This window comes from Limnobacter sp. (assembly GCF_964228395.1).
Taxonomy (GTDB): domain Bacteria; phylum Pseudomonadota; class Gammaproteobacteria; order Burkholderiales; family Burkholderiaceae_B; genus Limnobacter.
The window spans coordinates 13,282-31,030 of sequence record NZ_CAXQZX010000143.1 but is presented as its reverse complement, the minus strand read 5'-3'; the positions used below and the strand labels follow the sequence as shown (position 1 = coordinate 31,030).

19 protein-coding genes are annotated in these 17,749 nt (G+C 54.3%); 4 read left to right on the top strand and 15 right to left on the bottom strand.

Annotated elements, in window-relative coordinates; translation table 11 throughout:
- Positions 1-12 precede the first annotated feature (12 nt).
- Genes ACEQU8_RS12140 through cyoA form a run of 5 tightly spaced genes read right to left on the bottom strand, consistent with a single transcriptional unit; the run spans position 13 to position 4,767 of the window.
- Complete coding sequence (locus ACEQU8_RS12140; RefSeq protein ID WP_370263931.1) at positions 13-780, bottom strand: SURF1 family protein; 768 nt, start codon at positions 778-780, stop codon at positions 13-15.
- On the bottom strand, positions 746-1,147 hold the full coding sequence (gene cyoD / locus ACEQU8_RS12135; RefSeq protein WP_370263930.1) for a cytochrome o ubiquinol oxidase subunit IV: 402 nt from the start codon (positions 1,145-1,147) through the stop codon (positions 746-748). Before cyoD ends, ACEQU8_RS12140 begins: the two co-directional genes overlap by 35 nt.
- Positions 1,144-1,761 carry a cytochrome o ubiquinol oxidase subunit III gene (cyoC, locus tag ACEQU8_RS12130; protein WP_370263928.1) on the bottom strand — a complete coding sequence of 206 codons (618 nt, stop codon included), beginning with the start codon at positions 1,759-1,761 and terminating at the stop codon, positions 1,144-1,146. The genes cyoD and cyoC overlap by 4 nt, the downstream gene beginning before the upstream one ends.
- Positions 1,754-3,757, bottom strand: a complete 2,004-nt coding sequence (cyoB, locus tag ACEQU8_RS12125) for a cytochrome o ubiquinol oxidase subunit I (protein WP_370263926.1) — start codon at positions 3,755-3,757, stop codon at positions 1,754-1,756. Before cyoB ends, cyoC begins: the two co-directional genes overlap by 8 nt.
- A gap of 5 nt (positions 3,758-3,762) precedes the next feature.
- Positions 3,763-4,767 carry a ubiquinol oxidase subunit II gene (gene cyoA, locus ACEQU8_RS12120; protein ID WP_370263924.1) on the bottom strand — a complete coding sequence of 335 codons (1,005 nt, stop codon included), beginning with the start codon at positions 4,765-4,767 and terminating at the stop codon, positions 3,763-3,765.
- Positions 4,768-4,930: 163 nt separating this feature from the next.
- Between cyoA and ACEQU8_RS12115 the strand changes: the two genes are divergently transcribed.
- Entirely contained in the window at positions 4,931-6,262 is a 1,332-nt protein-coding gene (locus tag ACEQU8_RS12115; RefSeq protein ID WP_370263923.1) for an MFS transporter, read from the top strand.
- 60 nt (positions 6,263-6,322) lie between these two features.
- Here the strand turns inward: ACEQU8_RS12115 and ACEQU8_RS12110 are convergent, their stop codons facing one another.
- Complete coding sequence (locus ACEQU8_RS12110) at positions 6,323-7,234, bottom strand: bestrophin family protein (protein WP_370263921.1); 912 nt, start codon at positions 7,232-7,234, stop codon at positions 6,323-6,325.
- A 122-nt stretch (positions 7,235-7,356) separates the two neighbouring features.
- Between ACEQU8_RS12110 and ACEQU8_RS12105 the strand changes: the two genes are divergently transcribed.
- From ACEQU8_RS12105 to ACEQU8_RS12095, 3 genes are read left to right on the top strand one after another with little or no spacing between them, the layout of a single operon-like run.
- On the top strand, positions 7,357-8,058 hold the full coding sequence (locus ACEQU8_RS12105; RefSeq protein WP_370263920.1) for a DUF305 domain-containing protein: 702 nt from the start codon (positions 7,357-7,359) through the stop codon (positions 8,056-8,058).
- 23 nt (positions 8,059-8,081) lie between these two features.
- Positions 8,082-9,554, top strand: a complete 1,473-nt coding sequence (locus tag ACEQU8_RS12100; protein WP_370263919.1) for an LVIVD repeat-containing protein — start codon at positions 8,082-8,084, stop codon at positions 9,552-9,554.
- 2 nt (positions 9,555-9,556) lie between these two features.
- Positions 9,557-10,333, top strand: a complete 777-nt coding sequence (locus ACEQU8_RS12095) for an enoyl-CoA hydratase/isomerase family protein (RefSeq protein ID WP_370263917.1) — start codon at positions 9,557-9,559, stop codon at positions 10,331-10,333.
- Positions 10,334-10,347: 14 nt separating this feature from the next.
- On the opposite strand, the gene ACEQU8_RS12090 is transcribed toward ACEQU8_RS12095, so the two are convergent.
- The 9 genes from ACEQU8_RS12090 to ACEQU8_RS12050 all read right to left on the bottom strand — a co-directional run bounded on the left by ACEQU8_RS12090 (position 10,348) and on the right by ACEQU8_RS12050 (position 17,713).
- Positions 10,348-11,655 (bottom strand): HD domain-containing phosphohydrolase, encoded by a 1,308-nt coding sequence (locus tag ACEQU8_RS12090; protein WP_370263915.1) that lies wholly within the window; start codon positions 11,653-11,655, stop codon positions 10,348-10,350.
- 3 nt (positions 11,656-11,658) lie between these two features.
- The gene (locus ACEQU8_RS12085; RefSeq protein ID WP_370263913.1) at positions 11,659-12,468 is read right to left on the bottom strand and encodes an HDOD domain-containing protein; all 810 of its coding nucleotides are present in this window, start codon (positions 12,466-12,468) and stop codon (positions 11,659-11,661) included.
- A complete protein-coding gene (locus tag ACEQU8_RS12080; protein ID WP_370263912.1) occupies positions 12,465-13,319 on the bottom strand; it encodes a response regulator in 855 nt (284 codons plus the stop codon). Before ACEQU8_RS12080 ends, ACEQU8_RS12085 begins: the two co-directional genes overlap by 4 nt.
- Before the next feature lie 3 nt (positions 13,320-13,322).
- Complete coding sequence (locus tag ACEQU8_RS12075; protein WP_370263910.1) at positions 13,323-14,204, bottom strand: ATP-binding protein; 882 nt, start codon at positions 14,202-14,204, stop codon at positions 13,323-13,325.
- Between the two features lie 72 nt (positions 14,205-14,276).
- The gene (locus ACEQU8_RS12070) at positions 14,277-15,104 is read right to left on the bottom strand and encodes an MBL fold metallo-hydrolase (protein WP_370263909.1); all 828 of its coding nucleotides are present in this window, start codon (positions 15,102-15,104) and stop codon (positions 14,277-14,279) included.
- A gap of 5 nt (positions 15,105-15,109) precedes the next feature.
- Positions 15,110-16,087 carry an NADPH:quinone oxidoreductase family protein gene (locus tag ACEQU8_RS12065; RefSeq protein WP_370263907.1) on the bottom strand — a complete coding sequence of 326 codons (978 nt, stop codon included), beginning with the start codon at positions 16,085-16,087 and terminating at the stop codon, positions 15,110-15,112.
- A 26-nt stretch (positions 16,088-16,113) separates the two neighbouring features.
- On the bottom strand, positions 16,114-16,956 hold the full coding sequence (locus tag ACEQU8_RS12060) for an SDR family NAD(P)-dependent oxidoreductase (protein ID WP_370263906.1): 843 nt from the start codon (positions 16,954-16,956) through the stop codon (positions 16,114-16,116).
- Positions 16,953-17,471, bottom strand: coding sequence for a YaiI/YqxD family protein (locus ACEQU8_RS12055; protein WP_370263905.1), 519 nt, complete (start codon positions 17,469-17,471; stop codon positions 16,953-16,955). The genes ACEQU8_RS12060 and ACEQU8_RS12055 overlap by 4 nt, the downstream gene beginning before the upstream one ends.
- Positions 17,468-17,713, bottom strand: a complete 246-nt coding sequence (locus ACEQU8_RS12050; RefSeq protein ID WP_370263903.1) for a DUF1653 domain-containing protein — start codon at positions 17,711-17,713, stop codon at positions 17,468-17,470. Before ACEQU8_RS12050 ends, ACEQU8_RS12055 begins: the two co-directional genes overlap by 4 nt.
- Between the last annotated feature and the right edge of the window lie 36 nt (positions 17,714-17,749).

Here is a 17,749-nt window from a genome sequence, read left to right as displayed (position 1 = left end):
AACTGCCCTACTTCAAGCTGTTGAACGGGAGCGCCGCAACCACCAGGCGCAGCCCAACACCATCAAGGCCAAAGCATACCAAGTGATGGCATACATGAGGTGGTTATTGGTGAAGCGAACAATGGTTAAGCCATCCACCGGATAACTTTGGGGTTGAAAGGTGACCATTTCTGGGTTGATGTTGCGAGGCAAACCCGCATCCACAAAAAACGGGGCTGCCTGGCTCAGGCCATGGTGCTTGGACATGGCCTCAATGTCGCGCGAAAACCAACGGTTTTGTGCAGGCTGGTTGTTGCGCAAAAAACCACCTTTGGGCTCGGTGATGCGCAACAGGCCCACCACGTCAACCACGGCTTGCGCCGCTTGTTCATCCAGCAAATCGACTTCTGCATTGGGCGCATACCCCCGGTTGACCCACACCACACCCTGCTCGGTCTGCATCGGCGTTAGCCACCACTGCCCTGGCCCCAACACGGTGCTGGCCTGTACCCGGGTGGTGTATTGCGGCAGGTAATGGCCTGAGAGTTTGACCTTCAAATATTCGTGGGAGCCCCGCTGCACACTGGCCCAGTGTTCGGGGGACGGCAATGCTTGGGGTGCACCTGTGGCTCGGGTTTCTACACGCTCGATTAAAGCGAGTTTCCACTGCAGACGCTGCACCTGCCATGTGCCCAAGGCACAAAACACAAAAAACAAAAAGACCGCCAGCGCATACGCCAGCAGCCTTGTTTTACAGCGTTTGCGCTCAGCGAGGTTCACGGAGGGCTTCAATGGCCTCATGGTTCATGCCGGGCATCATATTGGTGTTCAGATGGTACATCACCCAAATTGAACCCACCAAGGTGATCACCACCAAAATGAGGGTAAACACCAGCGCAAGCATGGTCCAGCCACCCTCGCTCTTGGTATTCATGTGCAGGAAGTACACCATGTGCACCACTATTTGAACTGCACCAATGCCCAAGATCACCATGGCCGTGGTCACCGAGCTGTCGATCATTTTGCCCATCACCAGCGCAAAGGGAATGGCCGTTAAAATAACCGACAATACAAAGCCAATCACATACTCGCGCATGCTGACGTGGATTTCGTCTTCCTCGTCGTGGTGGTGTGCGTCGTGATGCAGGTCGTGAGAATGTACGCTCATGGCAATACTCCCATCAGGTAAACAAAGGTAAATACGCCGATCCAAACCACGTCCAGGAAGTGCCAGAACATGGACAGGCAGAATACGCGGCGACGGTTTTCAACAATCAGCCCGTGCTTTTTAAGCTGGAACAACAAGACCACCAACCAAATAATGCCAAAGAACACGTGCAAGCCGTGGGTGCCCACCAGCGCAAAAAAGGCGGTTAAAAAACCACTGCGTTGAGGCGTGGCACCAATGCTGATGAAGTGCCAACACTCATATAGTTCTACCGCCAAAAAGGCCAAGCCCAATACCCCGGTGATGCCCAACCAAAGCACGGTGCCATTGAGCTTGCGCGCCTGCATGTTCACCATGGCCACGCCGTAGGTGATGGAACTGAGCAGCAAGAAGGCGGTGTTAATGGCCACTAGATTGAGATCAAAAATCTCGGACCCAGTGGGCCCACCCGCGTAATTGCGGCCAATCACGGCGTAGGTTGCAAACAGCGCTGCAAAAATCAAGCAGTCGCTCATCAGGTAGAGCCAGAAGCCCAAGAGCGAGCCGTTCTTGGGGTGGTGCTCACGAACGTAAAAACGCTCGCTGTTGTTTTGGTTCAAAGTAAGTTCAGACATGGCTTTCCAACAATTTGGTTCGTGCTTCTTCCGTGCGGGTTACTTCTTCCGCAGGGATGTAGTAGTCACGCTTGTAGTTGAACGTGTGGGCAATGATGGCCACCATCATGGCGGCAAAACCACCAGCAGCCAGCCACCAGATGTGCCACACCAGGGCAAAACCAACCACCGCACTCAGGGCAGAGATCACAAAACCGGCTGCCGTGTTTTTTGGCATGTGGATGTCGGTGAATCCGCTCAAAGGGCGCTGGTAACCTTCTTTTTTCATGTGGGCCCAGGCATCGTTGTCGTACACCTTTGGAGTGAAGGCAAAGTTGTAGTCTGGGGGCGGGCTGGAGGTGGCCCATTCCAGGGTACGACCATCCCAGGGGTCGCCAGTGGTGTCGCGCAGCTTTTCACGGTCACGGAAGCTGACCCAGAACTGCATGATCATGGCGGCAATGCCGATGGCGATCATGAAGGCACCCACTGCGGCGATTTGGAACCAGATCTGGAACGACGGATCGTCAAACTGGCTCATGCGGCGGGTAACCCCCATCAGGCCCAGCACATACAAGGGCATGAATGCGAAGTAGAAACCGATCACCCAGAACCAGAACGACACCTTGCCCCAGAACTCATCGAGCTTGAAATCAAAGGCCTTGGGGAACCAGAAGTTGATGCCGGCAAACAGGCCGAACAACACACCACCAATGATCACGTTGTGGAAGTGCGCGATCAGGAACAAGCTGTTGTGCAGTACAAAGTCAGCTGGGGGCACGGCCAATAGCACACCGGTCATTCCACCAATCACAAAAGTGATCATGAAGGCGATGGTCCACATCATGGGCAACTCAAAGCGAATTTTGCCCTTGTACATGGTGAACAACCAGTTGAAAATTTTCGCACCCGTGGGGATGGAAATAATCATCGTGGTGATGCCAAAGAAGGAGTTGACGCTGGCCCCACTGCCCATGGTGAAGAAGTGATGCAGCCACACCAAATACGACAGGATGGTGATCACCACAGTGGCGTACACCATGGAGCTGTAACCAAACAAGCGCTTACGGCTGAAGGTGGACACCACTTCAGAGAACACACCGAACAGCGGCAGAATCAGAATGTAAACCTCGGGGTGACCCCAAATCCAGATGAGGTTCACATACATCATGGAGTTGCCACCCAGGTCGTTGGTGAAGAAGTTGGTGCCCAAATAACGGTCCATGGTGAGCATGCCCAACACGGCAGTGAGCACCGGGAAGGCAGCCACAATCAAGACGTTGGTGCACAGCGCTGTCCAGGTGAACACGGGCATTTTCATCATGTTCATGCCGGGTGCCCGCATCTTCACGATGGTCACAATCAGGTTGACGCCCGACAACAGCGTACCCACCCCGGCAATTTGCAAGGCCCAGATGTAATAGTCGACCCCCACGTATGGGCTCTGCAAAATACCCGACAGCGGTGGATAAGCCAGCCAGCCAGTCATGGCAAACTCACCCACAAACAGGGAAGCCATGATGAGTACCGCGCCAAAGGTGGTCATCCAAAAACTGAAGTTGTTCAGGAAAGGAAATGCCACATCGCGCGCACCAATTTGCAGCGGCACCAGGTAGTTCATGAGACCAGTGACCAAGGGCATGGCCACAAAGAAAATCATGATTACACCATGCGCCGTAAAAATTTGGTCGTAGTGGTGCGGCGGCAAAAAGCCCTCATTGCCGTTAAAGGCAATGGCCTGCTGCATGCGCATCATAATGGCGTCTGCAAAGCCGCGCATCAGCATCACCAAGCCAAGAATCATGTACATGATGCCGATCTTCTTGTGGTCGATGCTGGTAAACCAGTCATTCCACAAAGTGCCCCACAGGCGGTATTTGGTGATCAGACCCAGCAAGGCCAAGCCACCAATGGCCACCACGATAAACGTGCCCAAAATAATGGGGTCGTAAAATGGAATGGCGTTCCAGGTGAGGCGTCCAAAAATCGGGCTTGTTTCGGTTGGATAAATCGTCATGGTTTTTACTTCGCAGAAGTCACAATGGGCAAGGCATCATCGTTGGGTGCAATGGTGCACATGGCCTCGTTGATCAACATGGAAATTTCTTCAGCGCTTAAACGGCTGCCGTTGCGAATGGAGTCCGCCATCATTTGGTGATCCATGCACTGTGTGCCTTCGGCCACACAGCGATTCACAATGGCGTGGAAAATGTTTTGTTCCACAGTGCCATAGCGCTCGGCTGGGTGCTTGATGGTGGGCTTTTCAAGCTCCACATATTGCTCGCGGTCCAGCACCTTGAAGCTGGCTTTCACCTGGCCGACCCACTGGTCAAATTCAGCCTGGCTCACGCCGCGGTAGTCAAAACGCATGTGAGAAAACCCTGCACCACTGTAATTGGCAGAAAACCCTTTCCATTCACCGGGCTGGTTGATGACCGCGTTCAACGTGGTCTCCATGCCAGGCATGGCGTAAATCATGCCGGCCAGTGGAGGCACATAAAAAGCGTTCATGACCGTGCTGGCAGAAATCTTGAACCGCACAGGCACGTCCACCGGGGTCACGAGCTCATTGACGGTCGCAATGCCCTGCTCTGGATAAATAAACAGCCACTTCCAATCCAGCGCTACGGCTTGGACCACCAAGGGCTTGTGGTCTGCAGCCAGGGGTTTGCCCGGAGCAATTCGGTCCAAAGGCCGGTAGGGATCAAGCTTGTGAGTGCTCACCCATGTCACCAGGCCAAGCACAATAATGATAAGCAGCGGCGCACCCCAAATGACCAACTCCAGCTTGGTGGAGTGGTCCCATTCGGGATCGTACTCGGCATTGTTGGCTTGCCGGTATTTCCAGGCAAAGAAAATGGTCAGAAAAATAACCGGCACAATGATGATCAACATCAGCACAGTGGCCAACACAATCAGATCCGCCTGTTGGGAAGCAATGTCCCCGGCAGGGTTCATCACAATGGTGTTGCACCCTGCAAGCAAAGAGGCCAGCAGCCCCACAAAAAGCCCACGTTTCAGTAGCATGAACATCTATTCCAGCAAAAGTACGTATGAAATCCATGCTAATTTACTAATGCGAACAGCCTGTGAGGATTGGACAAATTGTCCAAGGGCATGCAGGTTTGTTTATAAATTGCTGAAAATAATAAAAAAAGTGATGTGTCCAGAAAATCGAGGAGAAGTTCAAATGTCCAGTGCGACCATGGTGAATCCAGAGCAAGGCCAAGGCGGGCAACCCGCACCGGGCCACCACCACAGCAACAGCAACGTCACGCCGGGCGAAATCGCCATTGGCGTGGTCATTGGCCGGGCATCGGAATACTTCGACTTCTTTGTGTATGCGATCGCCTCGGTGTTGGTGTTTCCGGCGGTGTTCTTTCCGTTTGAAGATGCACTCACAGGCACCCTGTATTCGTTTGTTATTTTCTCATTTGCTTTTATTGCCCGCCCCCTGGGCACGCTGGCCCTGATGAAGGTACAGCAGCACCACGGGCGTGAGGTCAAGCTCACTGTGGCGCTGTTTTTGTTGGGCATTTGCACGGCAGGCATGGCCTTCTTGCCCACCTATGCCACGCTGGGCGCGGGGGCGATTGTGCTGTTGTCGATTTTGCGGTTTGGCCAGGGCATTGCCTTGGGCGGTTCTTGGGACGGTCTGCCCTCCCTGTTGGCCCTGAATGCGCCACCCAACAAACGCGGCTGGTATGCCATGTTGGGCCAGTTGGGGGCCCCTGTGGGTTTCATGATCGCTGCAGGTTTGTTCGCCTACCTGTTGTTTGCGCTGAGCAACGAAGATTTTCTTGAATGGGGCTGGCGCTACCCCTTTTATGTGGCCTTTGCCATCAACGTGGTAGCCCTGTTTGCACGCCTTCGTTTGGTGTCCACCAACGAATACTCCCGCATGCTGGAGGAACGTGAACTGCAGCCCGTCAAGGTGCGCGAAATGCTGGGCTCGCAAGGACACAATATTTTGGTGGGCGCTTTGGCGGCTTTGGCCAGCTATGCGCTGTTCCACGTGGTCACCGTGTTTCCTTTGTCGTGGATTGTGCTTGAACAGCAACGCTCCATTCCAGAATTCTTGGTGATTCAAATCATTGGTGCAGCCCTCGCCGCTGGCGCAGTGGTGTTAAGTGGTGTCATCGCCGACCGCTTGGGCCGCCGAAATACCTTGGGCAGCTTGGCTGTGGCCATTGCCGTGTTCAGCTTTTTTATACCCAGCATGATGGACGGCAGCTACAACGGGCAAACCGCATTCATTTTGATTGGCTTTGTGCTGTTGGGTTTGTCGTATGGGCAGGCTGCTGGTGCCGTAACAGCCAACTTCAAGGCCAAGTACCGCTACACCGGTGCAGCGCTTACAGCCGATTTGGCTTGGCTGGTGGGCGCGGCTTTTGCACCCCTGGTGGCCTTGGGCTTGTCAGCCCACTTTGGGCTTGAATATGTCACGTTGTACCTGCTCTCGGGGGCTTTGGGCTCCTTGGCTGCCCTTAGCTTAAACCGCGCACTTGAGTTGAAAGACTAACGTGCAACAAAGGTGCTGTTGGCAAGCCTAGCCACAGCACCTTCAATTGCACGCGATCCTCTATTGCAACAAGTAATCCACCGGCTGCAAATAAGGCGGCAGCTCCTTCTCGCCCAGGCTTTCGAGCATGTCCACCTCGATGCCACGAACCAAGGCGTTCAGGGGCAGGTCGTTGTCCATCAGGCCAAAAGGCTCCTCCAGTTCATCGCCCAGGTAGTCCAATCCAAAAAAGGTGTACGCAATGGCGGCCACAATGAGCGGTGCCAACATGCCAAGGCTTGGAGCCAACGAAAACGGCAACAACAAACAAAATAGCCAGGCCGTGCGGCGCAACAGCAGTGAGTATGCAAAAGGCGTTGGCGTGGTTTTGATGCGTTCGCAGGCGCCTTGAATCACAGCCACTGCAGCCAATTTGTTACCAAAGGTTTGGTACAAAATATCGCTTAATTGGTGTTGGCGGTACAGTTTGGCCAACTCATCGCTTTGCATGCACAGCAAAGCGTTGGGCACATTTCTGGCATGGGTTAGCAGGGCATGCTCAGCCGGCAACAACCAAGGCCTGGCGGCATCGGCCTCGCTCTGGTCTCGTAGGCGCGCAGCCAGCGCATGGGCATAGGCGATCATTCTTCGGACCATGGCTTGGCGCAGCTCTAACTGCGGGTAAAGGGCAGCAAGCTCCCGCGCAAAGCTTCGGGAATGTACGATTAAATCACCCCAGTGTTTGCGTGCCTCCCACCACCGGTCGTAGCAGGCGTTATTTCTAAAACCCAAAAAGACCGACAAAGCCAAACCCAAAATAGAAAACGTGCCAAGGCCCGCATTCAAAAATTGCAGATTATTGGATTGGTAAAACAACACCACCGCAGTGGACAAGGCCGCAATCAGCAACACCTTCCAGGCAATGCGCCTCACCACGGAGCCTCGGACAATGTAGATCAACTGGTGGGCACGCGGGCGCGGGCGAACAATCATGAAGCAACACTCCGGTTGGGTGATTGATTGGGATGTAATGAGCAGTTTACCGACACATTTTGAATCCGACAGGGCGCGTTGTCAGTAAAAACACCTAGACACACTATAAACATTCGAGACACATGCCCCTCTCTATTTTGCCCAACAAACGTGGAGCAGGCCTCGCCGCGCTGATTGTGTTGGCTGGCCTAAGCGCTGGCGCATGGTGGCTTGCGAGCAGTTCTGCACACCGCAACGCAGCGAGCTACACGGCCTATCACGATGAGGCTTTGGCCAACCCCACAAATTTTGCGATTAATGCGGTGGATGCGGGTTTTGCCCGCAGCATGATTCAGCACCACGCCCAAGCCATTCAAATGAGCATGTTGATGCGCAGCGCCGCATCGCCTGAAATGCAGGCCATTGCCCAGTCCATCGTACTGAAACAAACCCGAGAAATCGGGGTGATGGAAGGTTGGCTGTCTGCCTGGAACCAGCCGCCCCTGGTGGACGGTGCTCCCATGGCCTGGGTTGAAAACGCCACCAATGTGCGCCACCTGGATGACCAACTTTACCAGGCACGTTGCAAGGCTGAGGGTGGCGCAATGGCTGGCTTGGCCACACCCGAACAACTGGCACAACTTGAACGAGCCACCGGCAAAGCCAAAGAAAAATTGTTTCTTGAATTGATGCTTGCGCACCACCAAGCAGCCTTACCCATGGCCTGGTTTGCGCACCGCAATGGCGAATCAAGCCTTGTGAAAGCATTGGCCACCACCATGATCCGTGAACAGGGCATGGAGATTGCCTGGATGCAGGTCAAGCTCAACACATACACCCAATAAACTCAAAACCGGAGACGCCTTTTATGTTCACTCAAACCAAGCAGCGCCTTCCGTGGGCCATGTCGCTGTTGCCCCTGTTGATTGCAGGCTGCCTGGGGGACTCCCCAGCCACCAGCAGTGCCAATGGACGCCTTTCCCCCAGTGGCCAAACCGTGGTGGATGGGCCGACGCCAAGCGCAACACCCCAGGGGCAATGTGGCCCGGGCTCAAGCCCGGAAACCGGCATGCAGGGCCGTGTGTCACAGGCTGACCACGATGCAGGCCTCGCAGCAGCGGGCTTTTCTTGCAATATGCAGTTGGTGGGCTCTTTTGCACCAGAACGTGTGATCGGCACAGTGGGTGGCTTCAAGGTGGAGCGCTACCGCGACAAAGCCGGGCGCGATTGCGCCTTTGCAGATAGTACCCTGCTCTTCCCGACCAACCTGGCCGATCAGGAAATCGGGGTGAATGTGTTTGACATGAGCGACCCCACGCGACCCGTGCGCACTGCCCGCTTGGTGACGCCCGCCATGTTGTCGCCGCACGAGTCTTTGGTGGTCAGCCAAGAAGGCGGCGTGCTGGCCGCGGTGTTGGGTAACCCGGCGTTTGGCCCTGGTATTGTGGATGTGTACGATGTTTCTGAAGATTGCCGCAACCCAGTGTTGAAGTCCTCCACGCCCTTGGGTGTTTTTGGGCATGAAAGTGGTTTGTCACCCGACGGCAAAACCTTTTACTCGGCTTCGCCAGGCACCTCGACGATTGTGGCACTGGATATTTCCAACCCCAGCGTGCCTCGGCCACTGTGGTACGGGCAGTACTCATCGCATGGTTTAAGTTTGAGCCCCGATGGCAACACCGCCTACGTGGCCAGCATTGGCGACCCCGCAGGCATGGTGGTGTTGGACGTCTCTGAAATTCAAGCACGCAAGGCCAACCCAGAGGTGCGGGTAATTTCCACCGTAAGCTGGGACACGGTCACCATTCCGCAAAACGCGATTCCGTTCACCCAAAACGGCAAACAGTACGTCATGGAAGTGGACGAGTATTCTTCCAACGGTGGTGGCGGTGGTGTGAGCGCGCACGGAGACCTGGTTGGCGCTGCACGAATCATCGACATGAGCAACCCACAGCAACCCAAGGTGTTGTCGAATCTTCGGCTTGAGGTTCACAACCAGAAAAACCGCGAGGAAATCGCTGGCGACCCTGGTGCACAAAACCCCACCGGCGGTTACGCCGCTCATTATTGCAACATCCCGACGCGTGTGAACCCCACCATTGTGGCGTGCAGCATGATCCTCTCTGGCCTGCGGGTGTTTGACATTCGCGACCCGGCCAACCCGGTGGAGGTGGCATACTACAACGCCCCGGTGAAAGACCGGATCATCACTCAACCCGCACCCGCCAGCAACTGGGCCATGTCCAGCCCCGCGTTTGTGCCAGAACGCAAAGAGATCTGGTACACCGACGGCTACCAGGGCTTTTATGTGGTGCGTGTCAGCAACGGAGCCTGGAAATAAACATGAATTTTGAATACCTGAAACTTGAGGTGAGTGAGCGTGTAGCCACTGTGACCTTGCACCGCCCCGACAAGGGCAATGCGTTGGCCCCTCATGTGCTGCAAGAAGTCACAGCCATGTTTAACCAATTGGGCGAGCGTGACGATGTGAATGTCATTGTGTTCACCGGTGGTGAAAAGTATTTTTCTGCCGGTTTTGACTTGAATGAAATTCGAAAGCTGGAGAAGGTCAGCAACGAGGCCTACACCGCCTTGTTTCACAAAGCTTACCGCGCTATTTTGTTTTGTGAGCAACCCGTGATTTGTGCCGTGGGTGGCCCCGCCATTGCCGGGGGTTTTGACCTGACCATGATGTGTGACATTCGATACGCCTCCACACGAGCCAAATTTGGCCAGCGCGAGGTGGTGCTTTCCCTGACGCCGATCATGGACCCGCTGTGGCGAATCATAGGCATGGGCCGCGCCAAAGAGGTGGCGCTGACTGGCCGCATTTACGACGCAACCGAAGCCGAACGCATGGGCTATGTGAGCAAAGTTTTCCCTGAAGGTGAGTTGCTCAGCAGCGTCGGGCAAATTGCGCGCGACATGGCCAAATTTGATCGCACCTGTTTGATAGAGACCAAACGCTTATCCAACCAGGTGCTCAACCAAGACCTGGACACCTCGATGCGAACCCAAGAATGGCTGTTCCGCAGTTATATTGGCTCGGAAGACAACCATCAACGCATTGACGCATTGCAAGCGCAGTTGGCAGCAGCACGGGCAGCCAAGGGCAATTGAAGACAGCAAAGCCCTTAATGCAGCCTGCGTTTGCAATACACCTTCAAAGCCTGACCATCCGCTGCGTGCTGTCTTTGAAGGTGAAGCGTCATCTTGGAATTCAACACAGTGCCTTTGCAGATCAGCATCAAACCATCGCGGTTGTATAGATCCCTGCTCAGCACCATCCCAGGGACGAGGGCCTGGCTATCCAGAAGCTCTTCATGGTCTGCGGGATAATCCTCCAGGCGAGCAAGGGCTGCGGGCAAGGCAGCCAGCACAGCGGTGTCATATCGCTTGCCCGCGCCACTTAGCAGATGCTCCATGGCCTCTGGCGGGTTTAACTTTCGGCTAAGCAGCCACCCCAGCTGGAGTTCGTCCCAATCTTCGGCCACAGCAAGTATTCTTGCGCCGCGGCTGATTTCGTCCCCCACCAAGCCATCTGGAAAACCCTGACCATCCACACGCTCATGGTGCTGACGAATATAAAGTGCCGCATTGTTCAATTCAGGAAGGGGCAACAACGCAGCCTGCCCACGCATGGGATGCTTGATCATGGCCGCTCGCAAACCAGGTTCGAGCTCAGGCAAGGCACGCTGAAACACATGCTCTGACAAGCCGGCTTTACCCACATCATGCAAAAGACCAGCGATATAAATATCGCGCACTTCTGCGTCTGGCAAATCCAATTCAAGCGCCAACAGGCGGGCCAAATCCGCAACCCGACGATGATGGCCAGCCATGCCGGGTGCGCTCATTTCGATCAAATTTGAGAACACCTTCACCGCATTCATAAACTGAGCGCTCAACTCACCAAAGGCCTGCTCCAAAAAAAGATTGGTTTGGTAAAGCTCTTGCGTGCGTGCTGCGACGCGCTGGTCCAAGTCTGCATTCAGTGCGTTTAAATCCTTCACCTTCGCAGTCAAGCGTTGTGCAAGCAGGTCTCTTTCATTGCGAAGCGCAACTAGGCGCAATTGCTGTTGCAATGTTTGTTTTAGGTCATCATCATTCCACGGCTTGGTCATGTAACGGTCGATCTGCCCCTGATTGATGGCGGCGATCGTAGAGCGCATGTCCGCATAGCCCGTGAGCAAAATTTTGGTGCACTTGGGGTTGCTGCGGCTTAACGCTGCAAACACCTCAGCGCCATTCAAACCGGGCATGCGCATGTCGCACAACACCAAATCTGGCTCAAATGTTTTGGCAATCTCAAGCGCTTTCAACGGGTCGGTGGTGCTCTCTAGCCGGTAAGGCTCACTGCGCAAGGTGCGTCTAAGCGCATTTAATACATTGGGCTCATCGTCGATAATCAACACCGCATGCTCCCGAAGCTCACTGCTCATGGCTCACATCCCCAACAAGGTTTTCCACTGTTCGAATTGCTCGTGCACGGCTTCGAGCAAACCTCGATAGTCTTTGTCTTTCCAGGTTTCAAGGCCCAATGAAAAATAAAGGCTTGCATGGTAGGCCGAGGGTTGGAAATCATTGGACAGCACCACATGGGAGAACTGCATCACCTGTTGTAAAACAGAGTGATCACAAAAAGGCTGCATGTACTGCGTGCCCACCGCGACGCACATGGTCTGGGGGAAGTTCCATTGTGCCAACACTTGGCTACCCATATCGGCATGATTGGTTTCAAACAACATTTGCTCAAGTGTGAGCAAGGCCTGATTGGATCGCCCAGAAGACAACGCCGACAGGTAATCGGTTGGGGCTTGTGGTAGCAAGGCCAAACATCCTACATTGTAAAAAATCCCAGCCGTGAAAGCATCGCAATCGGTAAAACCAACTCGATGCGCCAAGGCGTCAGCACAGGCAGCCATCACCACTGCCCGTTGCCAGAAACCTTTCAAATCAACTTGATCCCACGGTGGGCGTTGCAACAGATTTTTTAAAACCTCCAGAGTGACAAACTGGCGTGTGCGCCGCATGCCGAGCAGCATCACAGTTTCTTCTACAGAGGAGATTTGACCACTGACCCCAAAAAAAGGTGAATTGGCAACGCGCAACAAGCGAGCACACAGGCCGGGGTCGAGCTTTAAGCAATCAGCAAACTCTTTCAAACCAATGTCGTCAGCCTGCATTTTGTTTAGTAGCTTGGGGGACGATAAACTCAGGGCAGGCAAGCAAAGCGCTTCACACAAATGACTCATCTCTGCCCCCCTTTCGCGCAGACCTGTAAAACAACCATACAACCCAAGGACTCGCTACTCACCCCCAAAGGCTTAATGTCAACCTGCAACGTTCGCTGGCTCACTTGCAAACAATGGGTTTGAGGCTCGCCATCGTCTGCCATCAGGTAATCACTCAGTAGATCTTGCAAGTTTTGTGGAAGCCTCTCCAAGTAGGTGCCTTCTTGTGATTGCCCCTCTTCCTTTAATAGCGCGCAGGCAGACCCGTTAATCCACACCAGCTCACCTGTGTGGTCCAAGCCCAGTACACCGAGGGGCAAGAGGTCAATCATTTCTTGCAATACCCCGACCACCGAGTAATCGCGGCGAATGCGTTCGTTCTTGGCCTGCAGTTCTTGTTCAAGACGGTGATTCAACAACAGCAGCTCCGCGTTGACTTCTTCAATCTCGCGGTGCAGGCGATGGTTTTGTGACTCCATGTCGTGTCGCTGAAAAGCCTCTCGCACATTGGCACGTAGCTGCTCGTCGTCCCAGGGCTTGGTGAGAAACTTATAAATGGCGCCTTCATTAATCGCCGAGGTGACGGCCCCAACCTCTGTGTACCCGGACAACATCAAACGCACGGTGTGAGGATATTTTTCCTTCACCTCACTTAAAAAAACAGTGCCATTTTTTTCGGGCATTCGCTGATCAGACAGAACAACTTCCACAGGCCTGGTGGCCAAGATCTCGAACGCTTCGCGCACAGAACGGGCGATGTGCAGGGTGTAGCCATCGCGTCGCATCAGGCGCACCAAGGCACGCAGCACATTGTCCTCGTCATCAACAATCAACAAATTCCTGGTCAACTGGCCTTCGCTGATCGCATTCATGACTCACCCCTGCTCACCCTGCTGAATAGGCAGGGCCAAGGTGAATGTGGTTCCAACGCCCATCTCACTGTTTACATCAATGCGCCCACCATGCTTTTTCGCGATCCCATAGCTGAGCGACAGACCCAGTCCAGTGCCTTTACCCACCGGCTTGGTGGTGTAAAACGGGTCGAATATTCGCGAAAGATTCTCTGGCGGAATACCGCAGCCGTTGTCTGAAATGCTGACGCAAACTCGTTGGTCGTCCACCCAGGTTTTGATGCGTATGAGTCCATCACGTTCAATCGCATGCGCAGCGTTAACCAACAGGTTCATGAAAATCTGGTTGATCTGCGATGCAAGGCAAGTGATCTCTGGCAAGTCGCCATATTCACGTTCCACCACGGCCTTGTATTTCAGCTCGTTGTTGACCATGTTCAAGGTAGATTCCAGGCCTTTGTGAAGATCGCAAACCACCCACTCCCCGTGGTCAACATGAGAAAAGTCTTTGAGATCTTGAACAATTTGCCGCACTCGGGCGATGCCGTCTTGGCTCTCGTCAAGCAACTGGATTACATCGGATTGAAGATATTCGAGATCCAGTTCTTTGCAAAACAAATGGGCGGCTTCAATTTTCTCGGCCTCTTGCCCCGCCTGTTTAAAGCATTCGATCAATGCAAGAAGGTCTTTGACATAAGACCGCAGGGTGTACAAATTGGAACCCACAAAGCCGATCGGATTGTTGATTTCGTGGGCCACACCAGCTGCCAAAGAGCCAATGGATGCCATTTTCTCGCTTTGAAGAAGCTGATGCTGCGCTTCCTCAAGCTTTTGCATTAACTCATCTGGTTTTACATCGGGCGGGCTTGCCACCTGGGTCAAAACTGATGTGTCAACGTGCTGCATACCCGGCCTCCTGTCCCCCAAGGATGAATTCCAACTGGGTGATAACGGGTTTACGGCAGCAGCCCGGAAAAGTTAAATTATTTTTTTCGCGCATTTATCAAATTCGACTGGATCATGCGCGCAAAAGAGTTCGACCACCTCGCCATGGTTTTTAACAAGTTCGCGCAAGCGTGCCTGGGTGGCCAGTCGCTCCCTTGGAATGGTCTGCACCATCCTTTCAAACATGGCCAAACCTGGAGGCATGGGGTCCACCGGGTTTGCTTGCACTTCGCTTCGATGGAAGTAAGCGTCGCCGCAATGCATCAACCATTTGCCGCCCTGGCGCACCGCCACGCCCACATGCCCGCGGGTGTGTCCAACCAAGGGCACCATCAAGATATCAACGCCTGCAATCGGTTTAATGACCGGAAATCCAAACCATGTGTCTGAACCTTCACTGTGAATGGTCCAATCGGGTTTGTGCGCAAAATGCGCCTTGCGGTAGCGCATCGAATCTTTAAGGCTCGGGTTGACGGCGTGCTGATGCTCGGGCTTGTACACATGCACTTGGGCCATCGGGAAGTCGCTCAAGCCCCCGGCGTGGTCCAAATCCAGGTGTGTGGGCAAAATGTGTCGCACGTCTTTGGGCGAGTAGCCCAAATTTTTAACCTGTTCGATGGCAGTTTCAGAAGGCTCCAACACCGGCTGCATCATGGCCACAAAGCCTTTACCAAGGCGCTCTGCGGGTTGCTCAATGTCACCCATACCAAGGCCGGTGTCCACCAACACCAAGCCTTTTTCGGTTTCAATCAACAGGCAGTGGCACACCATGCGGGCGCGTTCAAAAAAACCACCGTCCCCGTTAATTAGCCGCCTGCAGACTGGGCACATGGTGCCGCAATTCAAGTGATGAATTTTCATGACCTTTATCCCCGAGTGATCACCACTTTGCCCACCACCTTGCGGTCCAGGAGGTCTTGCAGGGCTTGCGCGCCTTGGGCCAAAGGGTAAGTTTTAGACACATGCGGCACCAGTTTGCCTTGCTCAATCAAGGCAAACATTTCACCCAGGTCACGAATAAAATCAAACAACTGGCGCGCCACGTACTCACCCCAAAACACCCCCACCACAGACGCGCCTTTGAGCAAAGGCAGGTTCAACGGCAAGCTGGGGATGCTGCCGTCAGCAAACCCAATCACCAGGTAGCGGCCATTCCACGCAATGCTTCGGAATGCGGGCTCGGCATATTGCCCGCCCACTGGGTCAAAAATGACGTCAGGTCCTTTGCCATCTGTCAGGGCTTTGATGCGTTCGCGAAGGTCTTCAGTGGTGTAGTTGATGCAGGCATCAGCCCCATTTTTTTCACACACTGCCAACTTTTCAGCGGTAGATGCCGCAGCAATCACCCTGGCTCCCAAAGCCTTTGCAATTTGTATGGCGGCAAGCCCCACGCCGCCGGCCGCGCCCAACACCAACACGGTTTCGCCCGCTTTCAAGGCCGCACGCCCCTTCAAAGCGTGGTACGAGGTGCCGTACACCAAGGTGAAGGAGGCTCCCGTCTCAAACGAAATTGCGGGCGGCAGCGGAATAACCTGCTTGGCCGATACAAGCACCTTTTCTGCAAAAGCGCCGTGCGAACAAGCGGCCATCACGCGGTCACCCACCTTCACATTTTTGACACCTTCGCCCAAGGCGGCCACCACACCAGCCAGTTCGGCACCCGGTGCAAATGGGAGGGGTGGCTTGAATTGGTACTTGCCTTGAACGATCAAGGCATCCGGAAAATTAACACCTGCGGCCTGCATGTCCAGAAGCACCTGGCCTGGACCCGGCGAGGGGTCGGGTACCTCTTCATACACCAGGGTGTTGGGCATGCCCAAAGTTTTGCACATCAATGCTTTCATGGTTTGTCTCCAAGGTTTTAATGGTGTCACCGAGGCATTTCTGGGTTGCGCTGCTGCAATATGTTTTGCGCGCGTTCCTCAATGGCGGTGTTGATGTTGCGATGGGGAATGATGTAAAACCGATTTTCCCGCAGGGCGTCAAAGGTGGCGGTTGCCATGTCGTCTGCTGTTAATTGACCGCTGGCAATGGCTTTGCCGATGCGCTTGTTGAGTTGGGCCGACAAACCCTCGGTGGGCAACACAGTTTGCGCCACATCAGCGGGGCGGTTGCGCTGAGCATTGCCAATGCCCGTGGGCCCCCACGCCGGACAAAGCAAGTGCACCTGCACTGGGCTTTGGGTCAATTGCAATTCCGTGTGCAGTGTTTCGCTTAAGGTCACCACACCATGCTTGCTTACGTTGTAAGCCGCCATGCCCGGGTAACTCACAAAACCTGCCACCGAGGCGGTGTTTACCACATGGGCCGCCCCGCCCTGGGCCTGCATGCGAGGCAAAAATTCGGAGATGCCATGCACCACACTCATTAAATTCACCTGCAAAACCCATTGCCAATCATCGGCGGTGTGTTCCCAGGTGGTGCGGGCCAAGGCCACTCCAGCGTTGTTAAACAACAGGTGCACAGCACCAAATTTCGCATAACTGGCGTCGGCCAGATGTTTGATTGCGCTGGCATGCCGAACATCGGTGGGCACGGTCAACAAGCGGTCAGCAGGCACATTTAAATCAGCGGCTGCGTTGCTTAAGGCTGTCTCGTCAATATCGGCCATCACCACATTCATGCCTTGGGCTGCAGCGTGTTTGGCTAGGGCCAATCCGATACCGCTGGCTGCGCCGGTGACCACAGCCGTTTTGCCGTTCAAGTTGTTCATTTGGCGTTGTCTCCTTTTTTTATTAGACGTTGCATGGTCAACACGGCTTTGTCCAACTCGGCTGCAAATGCCTTTTTGTCGGCCTGGCTATATGCAGGGGGTCCGCCTGTTTCAATACCACTGGCGCGCAGCGTGTCCATGAAGTCACGCATGGTGTGCAGGGCTTCAATGTTTTCTTTGCTTAATCGCTCACCGCGAGGGGTGAGTACATGCACGCCTTTGGCGATCAGCTGGCTGGCCAAAGGAATGTCGCTGCTGATGACCCAGTCGCCCGCCTGTGCACGTCTTACGATTTCATCATCAGCCACATCAAAACCTTTGGGCACCTGCAAAAGACGAATGAATTTTGAAGGCGGCGTACGCATGTATTGGTTGGCCACCAGGGTAACTTCAAGCTTGGTGCGTTCGGCTGCCCGGTACAGCATTTCTTTCACCGCCACGGGGCAGGCGTCTGCATCAACCCAAATTTGCGGGGCTCGGGGGTGGACATCCAAGCTGCCTTCGGTGGTATTCATGCCACGGGCTCGAAGCGGGGGCGCAAGCCGTCCACAGTGTCCACCTTCTCGGTAAACACTTCAATTGGGCGTGTCCACCAGGTGTTGTTCTTGCAGGATTTATAAATCACCACAACATCCAGTGTGGCCTCTTCACGCCCCAAGCCCAGCACCTCATAGAGGCCACCTTTGTAATGGCGATATGGCCCGGTTGGGAAAGTTTGACTTAGCGCTGAAAATTCACTGTCAGACAAAGAAGGCATGGATAAAACCGCGCAGTTAACATGGCTACCATGCTA